Origin of the sequence: Pseudomonas marginalis (assembly GCF_001645105.1) — a bacterium.
Lineage (GTDB): Bacteria > Pseudomonadota > Gammaproteobacteria > Pseudomonadales > Pseudomonadaceae > Aquipseudomonas > Aquipseudomonas petroselini.
Map to the genome: position 1 here is coordinate 489,697 of NZ_LKEG01000052.1, position 16,109 is coordinate 505,805.

The window sequence follows — 16,109 nt, forward strand, 5'->3', positions numbered from 1 at the left end:
AGTGATTACCGCCCAAGCCTTCCCGACCATCCGGGCCATCCAGCGCAGTGCCTGGAACGACTGCTTCCCCGGTGCCCTGGAGGACTGGGACTATTACGTCGCCGTGGAAAACGCCGCTATCGATGATTTCCAGTGGCGCTACCTGGCGGTTTACCAGGATGGAACGCTGGTGGCCGTGGCCGCCGCGTTCATCACTCATTATCGCCTCGACACCACGGTGTCGGGCGCCGGCAAGCGCTTGACCGAGCGTGTGGAGCGACTGTGGCCGGGGCTGTTGCAACTGGGGCTGTATTCCCTGGGTTCGCCGGTGGCCGAACGCTGCGACGCTGGTTTCGCCAGTGGCGTGCCGCAGGCGAGCCGTGCGCTGTTGCTCCAGCACCTGCTGCAAGCTGCACGCCGGGATGCCGATGACTTTGGTATCGGCCTGGTGGCGGTCAAGGACGCGCCGAGCAAAGACCCGCACTGGCTTGAGAGTTGCCGGGCGGCGGGCTTCCAAAGCATGCCGAGCTTGCCCACGGGCGTGTTGCCACTGCCCTATGGGTCGGTGGACGCCTACCTGGGCTCGCTGGGCAAATCCACGCGCAAGGACCTGCGCCGCAAACTGCGCGCACCAGGGCCGCGGGTGGAGTGGCGGCGCACTATCGATGACGTGCTGCCCGACGTGATGCGCTTGTACGAGGCCACGCTCACGCGTGCCGAATTGCAGTTCGAGCGACTGCCCGCCGGCTACTTCACTGGGGTGCTCGAACGGCTGGATGAGCGCGCGGTCTGTGTTCTTTACTGGGTGGACGAGCAATTGGTGGCGTTCAACCTGATCCTGGTAGACGAACACCGGCTGGTGGACAAGTTTTTCGGGCATGACGTCGCGTTCACCCGCGACTACAACCTGTACTTCCGCAGCTGGCTGACCAACGTCGACTACTGTATTCAACACAATATTGCGTTGTATGAGTGCGGACAGGCCGGGTATGCCAGTAAGCTGCGCCTGGGCTGCGAGTTCCAGGGCAACAGCGTGTTTTTCCGCCACCGCAACCGGCTGGTCAACGGCCTGCTCAAGCTTGTAAAACTGTTTATTCGACCGGATCGTTCCGACCCTGCCATGGCTGCTGCGATAAGCGAAACCTGATGATCACCAAGACCCGCCAGAAAGCCCGCCCCTTTGCCATTTCGCGTTGGAGCGTCCAGCGCAAGCTGGTGCTGGCCTTCTGGTTGGTCAGCGTGATTCCCACCATGATCGCGGCCGAATTGGCGGCGACCACGTTGTCGCAGATATTCGACAGCAACGTGCGCATCTGGCTGCAGGAGTCGACCAAGATCGTCAAGGACGAGATCGGCGACATCCTTCACGACAACGCGCGCATGGCCAAATTGTTCCTGCGCTACACCAGCCCGCCGTCGAGCCGGCAAGCCGCCAAGCACGACCGGCTGACCGCCGACATTGCCGACGCCACCGATATCGACGTGGTGGCGCTGATCCGCGTCAGTGACCACAAACTGGTGTTCAGCACCGCCGCCGATGACATCGTCAAGCAGATCAGCCTGGCCAACAACACGGTGTTGCAGACGGTGCAGGTGGGGGGCGTATCCACCGGCATAGTGGTCTCGACCTTCGAGACCACCCAGGACGGCGTCGACTATTTGCTGCTGGTCGGGACCTACCTGGACAGCAGTTTCCTCACCAGCGTGGCCGATGTGCATTCCCTCGACTTGCGCCTGTACCTGGCCAACCCCGACGGGTTCTCCGAGATTTTTTCGACCCAGCGCTTCGAGGACCACCCTTCGCGCATTCCCAAGAACGTCGAAACCGCGATGCGCAGCACCAAGCAGCCCAGCGAGCAGTTCACCAATAACTACAGCGGGTTGTACTGGCCGATCTTCAACGACGCCGGCGACTTGCAGGGCGTGATTTTCAGCGGCCTGCTGCGCCACACCAGCCTGGTCGGGCTGGTGAACCAGAGCAATCTGTTCGTGTTGATCTTCCTGCTCAGTTCGGCACTGTCGCTGGCAGCGGGGGTGTTGGTGTCGCGGCGCCTGACCAAGCCGCTGCGGGACCTGTCCCAAGGCGTGAGTGCAGTGATCTCCGGCGATTACGCGCACCGCGTGGTGGTGAGCGGCGGCGACGAGCTGGCGCAGCTGAGCAGCACCTTCAACCACATGACCGAGCGCCTGGGGGAGTTGCATCACCTTGAAGCGCAGTTGCGTCGGCGTGATCGCCTGCACGCCCTGGGCGAGGTCGCCATGGGCCTGGCCCACGAGATCCGCAACCCGCTGGGCATCATCAAGACCGCAACGCAGCTGCTGCACCGCCGCGCGGATCTGGCGGACACCGACAAGCGCCACCTGGAATACGTGATCAGTGAAGTCAGCCGCATCAACGACCTGATCACCGAATTCCTCGACTTCGCCAAGCCCAACCCACCGCTGCGCGTGTTGCAGCCTGCGCGGCCCTTGGTGGAAGAAATCCTCGGCTTCTGCGCCCCGGAACTGGCCACCCATAACATCGACGCGCACATCGATGACCAGGCGCCGGGGGCGACGATCTACGCGGATGCCAAGCAACTCAAGCAGGCGTGCCTCAACCTGATTATCAACGCCATCGACGCGATGCCCGAAGGCGGGCGCCTGACCCTGGGCATTCGCACGCTGGACGACAACACCGTGATCAGCATCGCCGACACCGGCCAGGGCATTCCGGCAGACATGATCGAGCGTATCTTCACGCCATTCGTCACCACCAAGGCGTCCGGCACCGGCCTGGGCCTGGCCAAAGTCTATTCGATCATGGAAAGTCACGACGGCAGCATCGAATGTGCCAGCGAGAAAGATGCCGGCGCCACCTTCAGCCTGTACATTCCGGCGATGGGCGAAGACGACGAGGACAGTCATGACGCATAACATTCTGGTAGTCGACGACGAACCCAAGCTCTGCGACCTGCTGGCGTCGGCCCTGGGCCAGAACAACGTGCAGGTGTTTATCGCCGGCAACGGCCTGCACGCGCTCAAAGTGCTGGAGCAGGAAGACATCGACCTGGTGATCAGCGACTGGCGCATGCCGGGCATGGACGGGCCGGCGCTGCTGGCCGAGATCAAGGTGCGTTACCCGCATGTGCCGGTGATCGTGATGACCGCCTACAGCACGGTGAAAAACGCCGTGCAGTCGATGCGCAACGGCGCCTACGACTACATCGCCAAGCCGTTCGACATCGACGAGCTGGACATCACTGTGGCCAAGGCCCTGCAGTTTCGCGACATCATGCGCGACAACGCGCGCCTGCGTGCCGAGCTGGACGAGCACGCACAGTTCGACAGCCTGGTGGGCGACAGCCCGGCGTTTCGCAAAGTGCTGCAAGCGGTGGACTCGGTGCGCGACAGCAGCGCCACGATCCTGCTGACCGGCGAAAGCGGCACCGGCAAGGAAATGGTCGCCCGCGCGATCCACAAGCACGGCAGCCGTGCCGACAAACCGTTCGTGGCGGTCAACTGCGCGGCCATCCCGGAAGGGCTGCTGGAAAGCGAAATGTTCGGCCATCGTAAAGGCGCGTTCACCGGCGCCGTGGCCGACCGGGTAGGGCGCTTCCAGCAGGCCGACAAGGGCACGCTGTTTCTCGACGAAGTGGGCGACATGCCCCTGGCGCTGCAGGCCAAGATCCTGCGTGCGTTGCAGGAGCGGGTGATCGAACCGGTGGGCGATCCTCGCGAGCGCAAGGTGGACGTGCGGGTCATCGCCGCCACCAATAAGAATTTGCTCGAGGCGGTGGCCAACAAAGAGTTTCGCGAAGACCTGTATTACCGCCTCAACGTGTTCCCGATCCCGCTGCCGGCCTTGCGCGAGCGCGTGGAAGACATCGCGCCACTGGCCCGCCACTTCGCCCAGACCCTGAGTGCCACCGCCGGCAAACGTATCACCGGTTTCAGCCCGGAGGCCCTGCAGGCCATGGCCGCGTATCACTGGCCGGGCAATATTCGTGAGCTGCAGAATTGCGTGGAGCGCGCGACCATCGTGGCCGCAAAGCCGGTGATCGAGGACATCGACTTGCCGGGTTACCTGTTTGCGTCCAGGCCGAGTGAGGGCGGCGTGACGGCGATCCTCAGCGACGGGCCGGGCATTCCCCAGGATTTGGACGCGGCGTTGGCGGAGGTGGAGAAGGCCTATATTCTGGCGGCGTTGCAGGAGAGCAACGGCGTGCAGGCTGCGGCGGCGGCGAAGATCGGGATTTCCGAAAGGAGCTTCTGGTATCGCCTGAAGAAGCTGGGCATCCAGGTCGACAAAATCGTTCGCTGATTCAACTCGGATTAAAAATGTGGGAGGGGGCTTGCTCCCGATAGCGGTGTATCAGCAATAAATTCGCTGATTGACACACTGCCATCGGGAGCAAGCCCCCTCCCACATTTTTTGATCGAGTCGGGTCAGGAATGGACGCGGACCCAGATGCTGACCAGGACGGTTGCGGCCATCAACCAGGCGACAGCCGCAACGGCCAGCGACGCTTCCAACCGCATCCGATCCACCATCACATACAACGTCGCCAGGTACACAAAGTACGGAATGATCGACCACATCCCAAACAGGATCGTGGTCTTCAAGTCGTCCACCGAACGGCCCTTGCCGACGATGTAGTGGGCGATCAGCGCAAAGGTCGGGAACAGCGGCACCAAGCCTGCGATGTAATAGTTCTTGGTTTTGGCCAGGGCGGCCAGGATCAACACCACTGCCGCGCCCAGGGCGGCCTTCAGTACCAGGTCCATCAGTGGTTCAGCCCGTATTTCTTGACCTTGTCGAACAGCGTGGTCTTGGCCATCCCCAGTTCCTGGCTGGCCTGGGTCAGGTTGCCGCCGCTGCGTTGCAGGGCATCGTTGAGCAGGTTGCGCTCGAAGGCTTCCACCGCTTCGGTAAACGCCAGGCCTTGACTGCCGCTGCTGGCGCCGCTTTTCTTGAAGGCGGGCAGGCCGAGGGCGAAGCGTTCGGCGACGTTGCGCAGTTCGCGCACGTTGCCGGGCCAGTCGTGGCTCATCAGGCTGGACAGGGTCTGGTTGTCCAGTTCAGGCGCGGTGCGGTCGAAACGCAGGGACGACTGCTGCAGGAAGTGTTCGAACAGTTGCAGGATGTCTTCGCGGCGCTCACGCAGGGGCGGCAGTTCCAGGGTCACCACGTTGAGACGGTAGTACAGGTCGCTGCGGAACTGGCTGGCGCGGCTCAGTTCATCGAGGTCGGACTTGGTGGCGGCGATCACCCGGCAATCCACCGCCACGCTCTGGTTCGAACCCAGGCGTTCCAGGGTGCGTTCCTGCAACACCCGCAGCAACTTGATCTGCAGGTTGATCGGCATGCTTTCCACTTCGTCGAGGAACAGCGTGCCTTCGTGGGCGTGTTCGATCTTGCCGATACGACGCTTGCCCGCGCCGGTAAAGGCGTTGGCTTCGTGGCCGAAAATCTCGCTTTCGAAGAGGTTCTCCGGCAGCCCGCCGCAGTTCAGGGCGACGAACTGGTGCGAGTGACGCCGACTGAAATCATGCAGGCAGCGCGCGACCAGTTCCTTGCCCGTTCCGGTCTCGCCTTCGATCAGCACGTTGGCCGAGGTGTCGGCGACGTTGGCGATCAGCTCGCGCAGGTTCTGCATGGCCGGCGAGCGGCCAATGATGCGGCCTTCCAACGAATCGCGCTCGGCCAACTGGCGGCGCAGCGACCAGACTTCCCGCGCCAGCCCGCGCTGCTCCAAGGCACGACGGGCGACGTCGACCAGGCGTTCGGGGGAGAAGGGCTTTTCCATGAAGTCGTACGCGCCGTTGCGCATCGCGCCGACCGCCATGGAGATGTCGCCATGCCCGGTGATCAGCACCACCGGCAGGCTTTTATCCAGGGCCTTGAGGCGTGTGAGCAACTCCAGGCCGTCGATGCCCGGCAGGCGGATATCGCTGATCACAATGCCGGCGAAGTTCTCGCCGATGCGCTTCAACGCCTCTTCGGCACTGCCCACGCCGACGCTGGGAATATCTTCCAGGGCCAGGGCTTGCTGGCAGCCGAGCAGCACATGGGGGTCGTCTTCGACGATCAACACGGTGAGGTCGTCTTTCAGGGCTGTAGCGTCTGTATTCATGTCGACTCAGCTTTTTGAGCGCCCGCCAGCGGCAGGCACAAGACAAAGGCCGTTCCACCACTGGCCGGGTGTTCCACGGCAAGGTTGCCGCCGGTGGCCGCCGCGAGGCTGGCGGACAGGGTCAGGCCCAGGCCCAGGCCTTGCTCGCCGGGTTTGGTGGTGAAGAACGGTTCGAACAAATGCTTGCGGGCCTCGGGGTCGATGCCATGGCCATTGTCGCGCACTTGCAGGCGGTATTTGCCATCGACGGTGCTGCCTTCCAGCCACAGTTCGGGGGCTGGTTGGGCTTGCATGGCGTCGAGGGCGTTGCCGATCAGGTTGACCAGGATCTGCTCCAGGCGCGTCTGGTCGATTTGCAGTTGGGCGTTGGAAAAGTCGCGATGCAGGGTCAGCGGCAAGCTGTCCAGGCGTGCGCCGAGTACCTGGAACGCGGCGTCCACGGCCTTGGCCAGGCTCGCTTCGCCTTGATCGTCACCGCGTCGGGCAAAGGAGCGCAGGCTGGCGGTAATGCGGCCCATGCGGTCGATCAGTTCGTTGATGGTCTTCAGGTTGGCGCTGGCGGTGTCCAGGGCGCCGCGCTCAAGGAAGCGCACGGTGTTGCCGGACAAGGTACGCAACGCGGCCAGGGGCTGGTTCAGTTCATGGGCAATGCTGGTCGACATCTGGCCGATAGCCGCCAGCTTGCCGGCCTGCACCAGCTCATCCTGGGCGCGACGCAGGGTTTCCTCGGCCTGGCGCCGTTCGCGGATCTGGCCCTTGAGCCGTTCGTTGCTGGCGCGCAAGTCGGCGGTGCGTTCGGCAATCCGTCGTTCCAGCTGGCTGTTGGCTTCCTGCAGGGCTTCGCGCGCGGCGAGGCGCGTGGCGATGACTTTACGCCGCTCGTTCCAGGCAATCAGCAAAAACGCCACCAGGCCAAACGCGACGGCTACCAGGATGCCCTGGTTGATCGCGGCGCGGCGCAGGTCGTTGAGCGGGGTGAGCAGGGTGAAATTCCACGGCGTGTCGTTGAGCGGACGGGTTTGCGCCAGGTAGCTGACTTCATGCTCGTCATTGACCACTTCGCTGTTGGCCGGGAAGGTCAGTTTCTCGCTGACTTCGTTGAGGCGCTCGCGGGCCAGGGGTTCCAGCTCGTTCAAGGTTGCCCAGTAATATTGCAGGCTGTGGGCCAGGCGTTCCTTGGTGTCATCGCTCAGCGGGCGTACGGCCTTGAGGCGGCGGGCCGGGTCGCTGGAGAGGATGATGATGCCGTTCTCGTCGCTCACAAACGCTTCGAGGCGGGCGCGTTGCCAGCGTTCTTCCAGGGCTTCGAGGCGCACCTTGACCACGGCGACGCCGATGATCTTGCCGTGCTCTTCCAGGCCGTGGGCCAGGTAATAACCGGGTTCGCCGTTGGTACTGCCGATGCCATAGAAGCGGCCGGGCTGGCCACGCACGGCGTTCTGGAAATAGGCACGGAAGGACAGGTCTTCACCTTGGTAACTGTCGGCATCGCGCCAGTTACTGGTGGCCAGCACGCGGCCGGTGGTGTCCATCACGTAGATGGCCCGACTGCGACTGCGTCGGTTCAGGCCTTCGAGGTAATCGTTGACGGTCTTGCGGGTTTCCTGGTTCGGGTCGGCCAGCAGCGTGGAGACGCTGGACTCCAGCTCCAGCAAGCTGGGCAGGTAGGTGTATTTGCTCAGTTCGCTTTCGACGGTACGGGCATGCAGCTCCAGCTGGCGTTCGCCGGTGTCGCTGAGGGTGCGGATGCCGTAGTACTCGCTGATCCAGAAGCCGATATAACCCAGGCCGATCATCAGGGCGACGATCAACGGCGGCAGGAACAGTTGGCGGATCAGACGTGGTTTCACGGCAAGTGATGGCGGTGCGGCGCGAAATTGGTTGGGGTCGCATTTCATCACAGATGCCTTGGGTCAACCAGTTGTGGTGAAGCAGCTTGTCCTGGTCTGTAGTGAGCGGGCTTGCCCCGCGCTGGGTGGCGAAGCCGCCCTAACCGAGTCATCACGATGTGCCAGACAGATCGCGATGGCTGGTTTTTGGGCTGCTTTGCAGAGCCGCGCTGGGCTGCGAAGCCGCTCCAATAAAACCACCGCGTTTTTTTAGAGAGACCGCGGCGCTTGGGTTTGGGGCGGCTTCGCCCCCCAGCGCGGGGCAAGCCCGCTCACTACAATGGCGTTCAAGCTTAGTGCTGCAGGATTTTCTCAAGGAAGTGCTGCGCGCGTTCGGAGCGGGCGCTGATGTCGCCGAAGAATTCTTCCTTCGGGCAGTCTTCGATGATCTTGCCGGCGTCCATGAAAATCACGCGGTCGGCCACTTTACGGGCGAAGCCCATTTCGTGGGTCACGCACATCATGGTCATGCCTTCGTGGGCCAGTTGCACCATCACGTCGAGCACTTCGTTGACCATTTCCGGGTCGAGGGCCGAGGTCGGTTCGTCGAACAGCATGACGATCGGGTCCATGGCCAGGGCGCGAGCAATCGCCACACGTTGTTGCTGTCCACCGGAGAGCTGGCCCGGGTGTTTGTGGGCATGTGCCGACAGGCCGACGCGCTCCAGCAGTTGCAGGCCCTTCTTGGTGGCTTCTTCCTTGCTGCGGCCAAGCACCTTGATCTGCGCGATGGTCAGGTTCTCGGTGATGGTCAGGTGTGGGAACAGTTCGAAGTGCTGGAACACCATGCCCACGCGCGAGCGCAACTGCGGCAGGTTGGTCTTCGGGTCGGCAATCGAGGTGCCGTCGACGACCACGTCGCCCTTTTGGAACGGTTCCAGCGCGTTGACGCACTTGATCAGGGTGGATTTACCCGAGCCGGACGGCCCGCACACCACGATCACTTCGCCTTTTTTAACCTCTGTGCTGCAATCGGTCAGCACCTGGAAGTCGCCATACCACTTGTTGATGTTCTTGATAGAGATCATACGGCAAACCTTTTTTGCAGACGCTTGACCAGCAGCGAGGCGGAAAAGCTGATGATGAAGTAGACGACACCGGCGAAGATCAGGAACTCATTGGAGCGGCCGATGATGTCGCCGTTGGAACGGGCGGAGTTGAGGAAGTCCACCAGGCCCACGGTGTAGACCAGCGAGGTGTCCTGGAACAGGATGATGCTCTGTTGCAGCAGCAACGGGGTCATCTTGCGGAACGCCTGGGGCAGGATGATCAGGCGCATGGTCTGGCCATAGGTCATGCCCATCGCCTGTGCCGCCGCCATCTGGCCCTTGGGGATCGACTGCACGCCGGCCCGCACGATTTCGCAGAAGTACGCGGCTTCGAACATCATGAAGGCCACGACGCAGGAGGTGAACGCACCGATCGGGGTGTCTTCGCCGGTGATCCAGCGCAGTACGAACGGCACCGCCAGGTAGAACCAGGTGATCACCAACAGCAGCGGGATCGAGCGGAAGTAGTTCACATAAGCGCCGGCCACCCGCGACAGCAGTTTGCTGGAAGACAGGCGCATCAGCGCCAGGATCGTACCCAGCACGATACCGCCGACCACACCCATGACCATCAACTGCAAGGTCATGACCATGCCGTTCCACAGGCCCGGGATGGCGGGGATGATGCCGCTGAAATCGAATTCCATTATTTACCCCCCACGGAGATCAGGCCGGGCACGGCGACTTTCTTCTCGACCACGCGCATCAGCAGCATCAGGCTCATGTTCAGGGTGAAGTAGATCAGCGTAGCCAGGGTGAAGGCTTCAAACAGGTTGGCCGAGAACTCGGCGGTCTGTTTGGTTTGCGCCAGCAGTTCCATCAGGCCGATCAAGGACGCCACGGAGGAGTTCTTGAAGACGTTGAGGAATTCCGAGGTAAGCGGCGGAATGATGATCCGGTAGGCCTGGGGCAGCAGCACGTTCCAGTAGATCTGCGGCAGCTTGAAGCCCATGGCGCGCGCGGCGGATTCCTGGCCACGTGGCAGCGCCTGGATGCCGGTACGCACTTGTTCACACACACGGGCGGCGGTGAACAGGCCCAGGCACACGACAACGCTCAGGTAGGCCGAGGTGGTCGGGTTGAGGTCTTGTTTGTACCAGTCCTGCAGGTTCTGCGGCAGCATGTCGGGTACCAGGAAGTACCAGATGAACAGCTGAACCAGCAGCGGCACGTTACGAAACAGTTCCACGTAGCAGGTCGCGATGCCCGATACGAGGCGGTTTGGCACCGTGCGCATGACCCCCAGAATGGAGCCCAGCAGCAAGGCGATAATCCATGCCACGACGGCGATGGCGATGGTCCAGCCCAAGCCAGCGATGTACCAGTCGAGATAAGTCTCGCTGCCCACGCCGGTGGACTTGAAGAACACGCCCCAGTCCCAGTTGTAATTCATTAGGGTCTCCCCTCGAGATCGATCGATGTACAAGCACCCGCTTGGGGAAAATCCATTCCCGCCCGACGATGAACGCCAGGCACACGCGATCGGCTCGAAAACCGCCAGGTCGAGTGTTCCAAAAATAAAGCCAGCAGGTAGTAACAGACGCCTGAGGGAGGGTTGGCTCCCTCAGGAGATAAGCTTAGTCAGGTATCAGATTTTTACGTCAGGAGCCGGCTTGTCGCTTGGGTTAGCGATCAGCTCCTTAACCTTGTCGCTCATCGGGAAGTTCAGGTTCAGGCCTTTTGGTGGGATCGGGCTCTCGAACCACTTGCTGTAGATCTTGTTGATTTCGCCGGATTTGTACAGGGCAACGATGGCGTCATCGACCGCTTTCTTGAAGGCCGGGTCGTCTTTACGCACCATGCACGCGTAGGCTTCGAAGGACTGCGGAGTACCGGTGATGACCCAGTCGTCCGGCTTCTTGGCCTTGGCTTCTTCACCGGCCAGCAGGGCGTCGTCCATCATGAAGGCAACGGCGCGGCCGCTTTCCAGCATCTGGAAGGATTCGCCGTGGTCTTTGGCGGAGATGACGTTCATGCCCATCTGCTTGTCGGCGTTCATCGCTTTGATGATGCGCTCGGACGTGGTACCGGCGGTGGTCACGACGTTTTTGCCTTTCAGGTCAGCGAAGTCGGCGTAGCTCGGCTTGCCGTCCTTGTCTTTCTTGACCAGCAGACGGGTACCGATTTCGAAGATGTTGACGGTGAAATCAACTTGCTGGGCGCGTTCGGTGTTGTTGGTGGTGGAGCCGCACTCGAGGTCCGCGGTGCCGTTCTGGATCAGCGGAATACGGGTTTGCGAAGTGACCAGGTTGTACTTGGCCTTCAGGTCGGGTTTGTTCAGGTCTTTTTTCAGTTGCTCGACGACGGCCAACTGAATGTCGTGGGAGTAGCCCACGGGTTTGCCCGAACCATCCGCGATGTAGGAAAACGGAATGGAGCTGTCGCGGTGAGCGAGAGTGATGGTGCCGGAGTCGTTGATCTTCTTCAGCGTGCCGGTGAGTTCAGCGGCAAACACTGGCGTGCTGATCAGAGCGGCAGCGATAGCTGCGCCCAGAATATGGGGAACGATGCGCATCAATACTTCCTCGACATTTGTTTTTTTTATGAAACCGGCTAAACGGCTCTCTTGTACAGCGAATGCCCGTGACGGCTCCTGAGGCGTCTCAGGCAATCGTCCAAGAGTGTAGAGCATGAGTCGTGCCAGGCCAGGATTAAAAGGTTAATTGGTTGATTTTTAAGAAGATTAACTTTGTATGACGGGTGATTTTTAATCCTTGGGTCCGGCAAACCGAATACGCCGGGGTGCGATGTTCGGAAAACCGAATGCCAAAAAAAGCCCCTGGACCTTACGGCGCAGGGGCTTTTGTGGGCGTGAGCTGTCAGGCAGCTTCAATCTTGCTGCGGTTCTGCTCAACTTTAGACAGGTAGCGCTGCACGTTGTCCTGCTCTTGCGGGGTGGTGAACAGGCCGAGCTTGGTACGGCGCCACAGTACGTCCTGAGGTTGGGTTACCCATTCTTCGGCGCAGAGGTAATCGACCTCACGGGTGTACAGGCCGCCACCCAAGTGGTCGCCCAGGTCGGCCAGCGATTGCACGCCTTCCAGCAGGCGCCAGGTGCGGCTGCCGTAGGTGGTGGACCAGCGACGGGCAATCTCGCTCGGTACCCAGTCAAATTTGTCGCGAATGGCTTCGGCCAGGGCTTCGGGCGTGGTCATGTCTTCGCCACCGGGCAGGCTGGCCTTGGCGGTCCAGCTTGGACGCATCTGAGTGAAGTACGGGGCCAATTGTGCCATCGCCGACTCAGCCAGCTTGCGATAAGTGGTCAACTTGCCGCCAAACACCGACAGGATTGGTGCCTCGCCCGTGCCGCCGGACAGCGCCAGGGTGTAGTCGCGCGTGATAGCCGACGGGTTGTCCGACTCGTCGTTGCACAGCGGGCGCACGCCGGAGTAGGTGTGGACGATGTCGTCGCGGCTCAGTTGTTTCTTGAAGTGAGCGTTGACCACCTTGAGCATGTAGTCGGTTTCACCTTCGGTAATCGCCACTTTCGCCGGGTCGCCGGTGTATTCACGGTCGGTGGTACCGATGATGGTCAGGTGATTCAGGTACGGAATGGTGAAGACGATGCGCTGGTCTTCGTTCTGCAGGATATGCGCGTGGGCGCCTTCGTACAGTTTCGGCACGATCAGGTGGCTGCCTTGGATCAGGCGGATGCCGTACGGTGAGTCCAGTTTCAGGTCGTCCTTGATGAACTTGGCGACCCAAGGGCCGGCGGCGTTCACCAGGGCGCGGGCGCGGATCGAGAACAGGCTGCCGTCGGCGCGTTCCATGTTCATTTCCCACAGGCCCTTGCTGCGGTGTGCGCTCACGCAGCGGGTCTGGGTATGGATGTGCGCGCCTTTTTCGCGGGCGGCCATGGCATTCAGTACCACCAGGCGGGCGTCATCGACCCAGCAGTCGGAATATTCGAAGCCTTTGGTGATTTCGCTTTTGAGCGGGCTGTCAGGGCCGAACTTGAGGCTTTTCGAACCGGCCAGTTTCTCGCGCTTGCCCAGGTGGTCGTAAAGGAACAGGCCGGCGCGGATCATCCATGCCGGGCGCAGGTGCGGGCGGTGTGGCAACACGAAGCGCATCTGCTTGACGATGTGCGGGGCCTTGGCCAACAGCACTTCGCGTTCGGCCAGGGCTTCGCGCACCAGGCGGAATTCGTAATGTTCGAGGTAGCGCAGGCCGCCGTGGATCAGCTTGCTGCTGGCAGAAGAGGTGTGGCTGGCCAGGTCGTCCTTTTCGCAAAGGAATACCGACAAACCGCGACCGGCTGCGTCTGCTGCAATCCCGACGCCGTTGATCCCGCCACCGATTACGGCAACGTCGTAGACTTCGGCAAGCGGTGGAGCAGGCAAGGTAGAAGGGTTCATCGGCTGGCCTCGCGATCTTTTTCGTATTGGAATTCGAACATTAATGTTCATTTGCGAAAATGGTAGCTGATAAACGCGGGCACAGCCACCCAAGTTCGATTGAAAAAACTCATCGAAGGGCGGGAAAAGGAAAATTTGTGAACATCAATGGGGGTGGAGCTACTTTTGTAGTGAGCGGGCTTGCCCCGCGCTGGGTGGCGAAGCCGCCCTAAACCCAGGCAACTCGGTCACTCTGATGCGGCCTTATTGGGGCGGCTTCGCCGCCCAGCGCGGGGCAAGCCCGCTCACCACAGGGTTATACGACTTCCAACCGAACCTTATGCTCATTCAACAACTGCACCAAGGCCGGCACCGGCTGCTGGTCCGTCACCAGGCAGTCCACCAAACTGATCGGCCCCAGGCGAATCATGGCGTTGCGCCCGAATTTGCTTGAGTCCGCCGCCAGGATCACCTGACGGGCATTGGCGATAATCGCCTGGGAAACCCGCACTTCCTGGTAGTCGAAATCCAGCAGGCTACCGTCTTCATCGATTCCGCTGATGCCCACCAAGGCAAAGTCGACCTTGAACTGGTTGATGAAGTCGACACTCGCCTGGCCCACCACACCGCCATCACGGCGCACATTGCCGCCGGTCAACAACACATCGAAGTCGTCCTTGGCGCTGAGCATGGTGGCGACGTTGAGGTTGTTGGTGATGATTTTCAGGTGGTTGTGGTTGAGCAACGCACGCGCGATGGATTCGGTGGTGGTGCCGATATTGATGAACAGCGAGGCGTGATCAGGGATTTGCGCGGCGATGGCTTCGCCGATGCGCTGTTTCTCGTCGCGCATCTGGTCGGCACGCATGGCGTACGCGGTGTTTTCGACACTGGAGTCATAGGCCGCGCCGCCGTGGTAGCGGCGCAGCAGATTGGCGTCCGCCAGTTGGTTGATATCGCGGCGGATGGTTTGCGGGGTGACAACGAACAGCTGCGCCATTTCCTCGATACTGACATAGCCGCGTTCGCGGACCAGCTCGAGGATTTGTTGTTGGCGGGGAGGCAGATTCATGGGGCGTCCTTTGGGCTGCCATACAAAAGTGGCCCATGATGACGCAGGAATCCGCTCCCTGCCAGTTACAACCTGACGTTGGCTTATTCAGCGCCTTCGTGCGGCTCCCAGTCACGGGTGCGGCTCACCGCTTTTTGCCAGCCGGCGTAGAGCTTCTCCTTGGCGCCCTCGTCCAGCTGCGGTTCGAACTCGCGCTCGATCACCGCCTTGCCGCGCAACTCATCCAGGCTGCCCCAGAAGCCGCACGCCAAGCCGGCTAGGTAGGCCGCGCCCAATGCGGTGGTTTCGCGCATTTGCGGGCGCTCGACCTGGGTTCCGAGGATGTCGGCCTGGAACTGCATGAGGAAGTTGTTGGCCACCGCGCCGCCGTCCACGCGCAGGGCCTTGAGGCGTTCGCCCGAATCCTGCTGCATGGCGTCCAGTACATCGCGGGTCTGGTAGGCAATCGACTCCAGGGCGGCACGAATGATGTGATCCACGCGTACGCCACGGGTCAGGCCGAACAGCGCGCCACGGGCGTAGGGGTCCCAGTACGGAGCGCCCAGGCCGGTGAAGGCCGGGACCAGGTACACGCCGTTGCTGTCCTTGACCTTGCCGGCGAAGTATTCGGTGTCGGTGGCATCGGCGATGATCTTCAGCTCGTCACGCAACCACTGTACGGTGGAGCCGCCGTTGAATACCGCGCCTTCCAGGGCATAAGCCACTTCGCCACGCGGGCCGCAGGCGATGGTGGTGAGCATGCCGTGGTTGGATTTCACCGCTTTGTCGCCGGTGTTCATCAGCAGGAAGCAACCGGTGCCGTAGGTGTTCTTGGCTTGGCCGGCTTCGACGCACATCTGGCCGAACAGCGCAGCCTGTTGGTCACCCGCGATGCCGCCGATGGCGATGCCGCTTTTGGTACGGCCGTAGATTTCCGAGGACGACTTCACTTCCGGCAGCATTTCGCGCGGTACGTCGAGGATCTCCAGCATCTTCGCATCCCACTCCAGCGTGTGGATGTTGAAGAGCATGGTGCGCGAGGCGTTGGTGTAGTCGGTGACGTGGGTCTTGCCGCCGGTAAATTTCCAGATCAGCCAGCTGTCGATGGTGCCGAACAGCAGTTCACCGTTACGCGCACGCTCGCGGCTGCCTTCGACGTTGTCGAGGATCCACTTGAGCTTGGTGCCGGAGAAGTACGGGTCGGTGACCAGGCCGGTGGTGTCATTGATGTATTGCTCGTGGCCGTCGCGTTTGAGCTGCTGGCAGATCTCAGTGCTGCGGCGGCATTGCCAGACGATCGCGTTGTAGATCGGGCGGCCGGTGACTTTGTCCCACACTACGGTGGTTTCACGCTGGTTGGTGATGCCGATGGCGGCGACTTGGTCATGGTGCAGGCCGGCCTGCGCCAGCGCTTCGACCATCACTGCGCTCTGGGTCGCGAAGATTTCCATCGGGTCATGCTCGACCCAGCCCGCTTGCGGGTAATGCTGAGTGAATTCACGCTGGGCGGTGCAGACCACGTTGGCGTCGCGATCGAAGATGATCGCGCGGGAACTGGTGGTGCCCTGATCAAGGGCAATGATGTAGTTCTTATTCTGAATGTCGGTCATGTCGATTGCCTTAGACGGAAAATAAGGAAGTAAGGAATCAGCCGGGCTCGCAAAGGGGCAGTGCGGGCCCGGCCGGCG

Annotated in this window: 13 protein-coding genes; 3 read left to right on the plus strand and 10 right to left on the minus strand. The window is 61.5% G+C overall.

Annotation, left to right across the window (positions count from 1 at the left end; all coding sequences use genetic code 11):
• Nucleotide 1 precedes the first annotated feature (1 nt).
• The 3 genes from AO064_RS24350 to AO064_RS24360 are packed head-to-tail and all read left to right on the plus strand — an operon-like array spanning nt 2 to nt 4,282.
• Nucleotides 2-1,126, plus strand: a complete 1,125-nt coding sequence (locus AO064_RS24350) for a GNAT family N-acetyltransferase (RefSeq protein ID WP_064054888.1) — start codon at nt 2-4, stop codon at nt 1,124-1,126.
• A complete protein-coding gene (locus tag AO064_RS24355) occupies nt 1,126-2,895 on the plus strand; it encodes a sensor histidine kinase (RefSeq protein WP_064054889.1) in 1,770 nt (589 codons plus the stop codon). The genes AO064_RS24350 and AO064_RS24355 overlap by 1 nt, the downstream gene beginning before the upstream one ends.
• A complete protein-coding gene (locus tag AO064_RS24360) occupies nt 2,885-4,282 on the plus strand; it encodes a sigma-54-dependent transcriptional regulator (protein WP_012722471.1) in 1,398 nt (465 codons plus the stop codon). Before AO064_RS24355 ends, AO064_RS24360 begins: the two co-directional genes overlap by 11 nt.
• A gap of 125 nt (nt 4,283-4,407) precedes the next feature.
• Here AO064_RS24360 and AO064_RS24365 read toward each other — a convergent pair whose 3' ends face one another.
• From AO064_RS24365 to glpK, 10 genes are all read right to left on the minus strand, one after another.
• Complete coding sequence (locus tag AO064_RS24365) at nt 4,408-4,746, minus strand: GlpM family protein (RefSeq protein ID WP_064054890.1); 339 nt, start codon at nt 4,744-4,746, stop codon at nt 4,408-4,410.
• Complete coding sequence (aauR, locus tag AO064_RS24370; RefSeq protein WP_064054891.1) at nt 4,746-6,095, minus strand: two-component response regulator AauR; 1,350 nt, start codon at nt 6,093-6,095, stop codon at nt 4,746-4,748. The genes AO064_RS24365 and aauR overlap by 1 nt, the downstream gene beginning before the upstream one ends.
• Entirely contained in the window at nt 6,092-7,993 is a 1,902-nt protein-coding gene (aauS, locus tag AO064_RS24375) for a two-component sensor histidine kinase AauS (RefSeq protein ID WP_046034434.1), read from the minus strand. The genes aauR and aauS overlap by 4 nt, the downstream gene beginning before the upstream one ends.
• A gap of 284 nt (nt 7,994-8,277) precedes the next feature.
• A complete protein-coding gene (locus tag AO064_RS24380) occupies nt 8,278-9,012 on the minus strand; it encodes an amino acid ABC transporter ATP-binding protein (RefSeq protein WP_012722475.1) in 735 nt (244 codons plus the stop codon).
• The gene (locus tag AO064_RS24385; RefSeq protein ID WP_064054892.1) at nt 9,009-9,680 is read right to left on the minus strand and encodes an amino acid ABC transporter permease; all 672 of its coding nucleotides are present in this window, start codon (nt 9,678-9,680) and stop codon (nt 9,009-9,011) included. Before AO064_RS24385 ends, AO064_RS24380 begins: the two co-directional genes overlap by 4 nt.
• Entirely contained in the window at nt 9,680-10,426 is a 747-nt protein-coding gene (locus tag AO064_RS24390) for an amino acid ABC transporter permease (protein ID WP_046034435.1), read from the minus strand. Before AO064_RS24390 ends, AO064_RS24385 begins: the two co-directional genes overlap by 1 nt.
• A gap of 195 nt (nt 10,427-10,621) precedes the next feature.
• On the minus strand, nt 10,622-11,548 hold the full coding sequence (locus AO064_RS24395) for a glutamate/aspartate ABC transporter substrate-binding protein (protein ID WP_064054893.1): 927 nt from the start codon (nt 11,546-11,548) through the stop codon (nt 10,622-10,624).
• Between the two features lie 304 nt (nt 11,549-11,852).
• Nucleotides 11,853-13,391 (minus strand): glycerol-3-phosphate dehydrogenase, encoded by a 1,539-nt coding sequence (gene glpD, locus AO064_RS24400; protein ID WP_064054894.1) that lies wholly within the window; start codon nt 13,389-13,391, stop codon nt 11,853-11,855.
• A gap of 295 nt (nt 13,392-13,686) precedes the next feature.
• Complete coding sequence (locus tag AO064_RS24405; RefSeq protein ID WP_017526345.1) at nt 13,687-14,442, minus strand: DeoR/GlpR family transcriptional regulator; 756 nt, start codon at nt 14,440-14,442, stop codon at nt 13,687-13,689.
• A gap of 83 nt (nt 14,443-14,525) precedes the next feature.
• The gene (gene glpK / locus AO064_RS24410; protein WP_046034437.1) at nt 14,526-16,031 is read right to left on the minus strand and encodes a glycerol kinase GlpK; all 1,506 of its coding nucleotides are present in this window, start codon (nt 16,029-16,031) and stop codon (nt 14,526-14,528) included.
• Nucleotides 16,032-16,109: the final 78 nt, after the last annotated feature.

Bases quoted from the DNA above. Each gene is read 5' to 3' on its own strand.
- AO064_RS24355 (WP_064054889.1), top strand. From the start codon at position 1,126: ATGATCACCAAGACCCGCCAGAAAGCCCGCCCCTTTGCCATTTCGCGT.
- AO064_RS24380 (WP_012722475.1), bottom strand. From the start codon at position 9,012: ATGATCTCTATCAAGAACATCAACAAGTGGTATGGCGACTTCCAGGTG.
- AO064_RS24385 (WP_064054892.1), bottom strand. From the start codon at position 9,680: ATGGAATTCGATTTCAGCGGCATCATCCCCGCCATCCCGGGCCTGTGG.
- AO064_RS24405 (WP_017526345.1), bottom strand. From the start codon at position 14,442: ATGAATCTGCCTCCCCGCCAACAACAAATCCTCGAGCTGGTCCGCGAA.
- AO064_RS24390 (WP_046034435.1), bottom strand. From the start codon at position 10,426: ATGAATTACAACTGGGACTGGGGCGTGTTCTTCAAGTCCACCGGCGTG.
- glpD (WP_064054894.1), bottom strand. From the start codon at position 13,391: ATGAACCCTTCTACCTTGCCTGCTCCACCGCTTGCCGAAGTCTACGAC.
- AO064_RS24365 (WP_064054890.1), bottom strand. From the start codon at position 4,746: ATGGACCTGGTACTGAAGGCCGCCCTGGGCGCGGCAGTGGTGTTGATC.
- aauS (WP_046034434.1), bottom strand. From the start codon at position 7,993: ATGAAATGCGACCCCAACCAATTTCGCGCCGCACCGCCATCACTTGCC.
- aauR (WP_064054891.1), bottom strand. From the start codon at position 6,095: ATGAATACAGACGCTACAGCCCTGAAAGACGACCTCACCGTGTTGATC.
- glpK (WP_046034437.1), bottom strand. From the start codon at position 16,031: ATGACCGACATTCAGAATAAGAACTACATCATTGCCCTTGATCAGGGC.
- AO064_RS24360 (WP_012722471.1), top strand. From the start codon at position 2,885: ATGACGCATAACATTCTGGTAGTCGACGACGAACCCAAGCTCTGCGAC.
- AO064_RS24395 (WP_064054893.1), bottom strand. From the start codon at position 11,548: ATGCGCATCGTTCCCCATATTCTGGGCGCAGCTATCGCTGCCGCTCTG.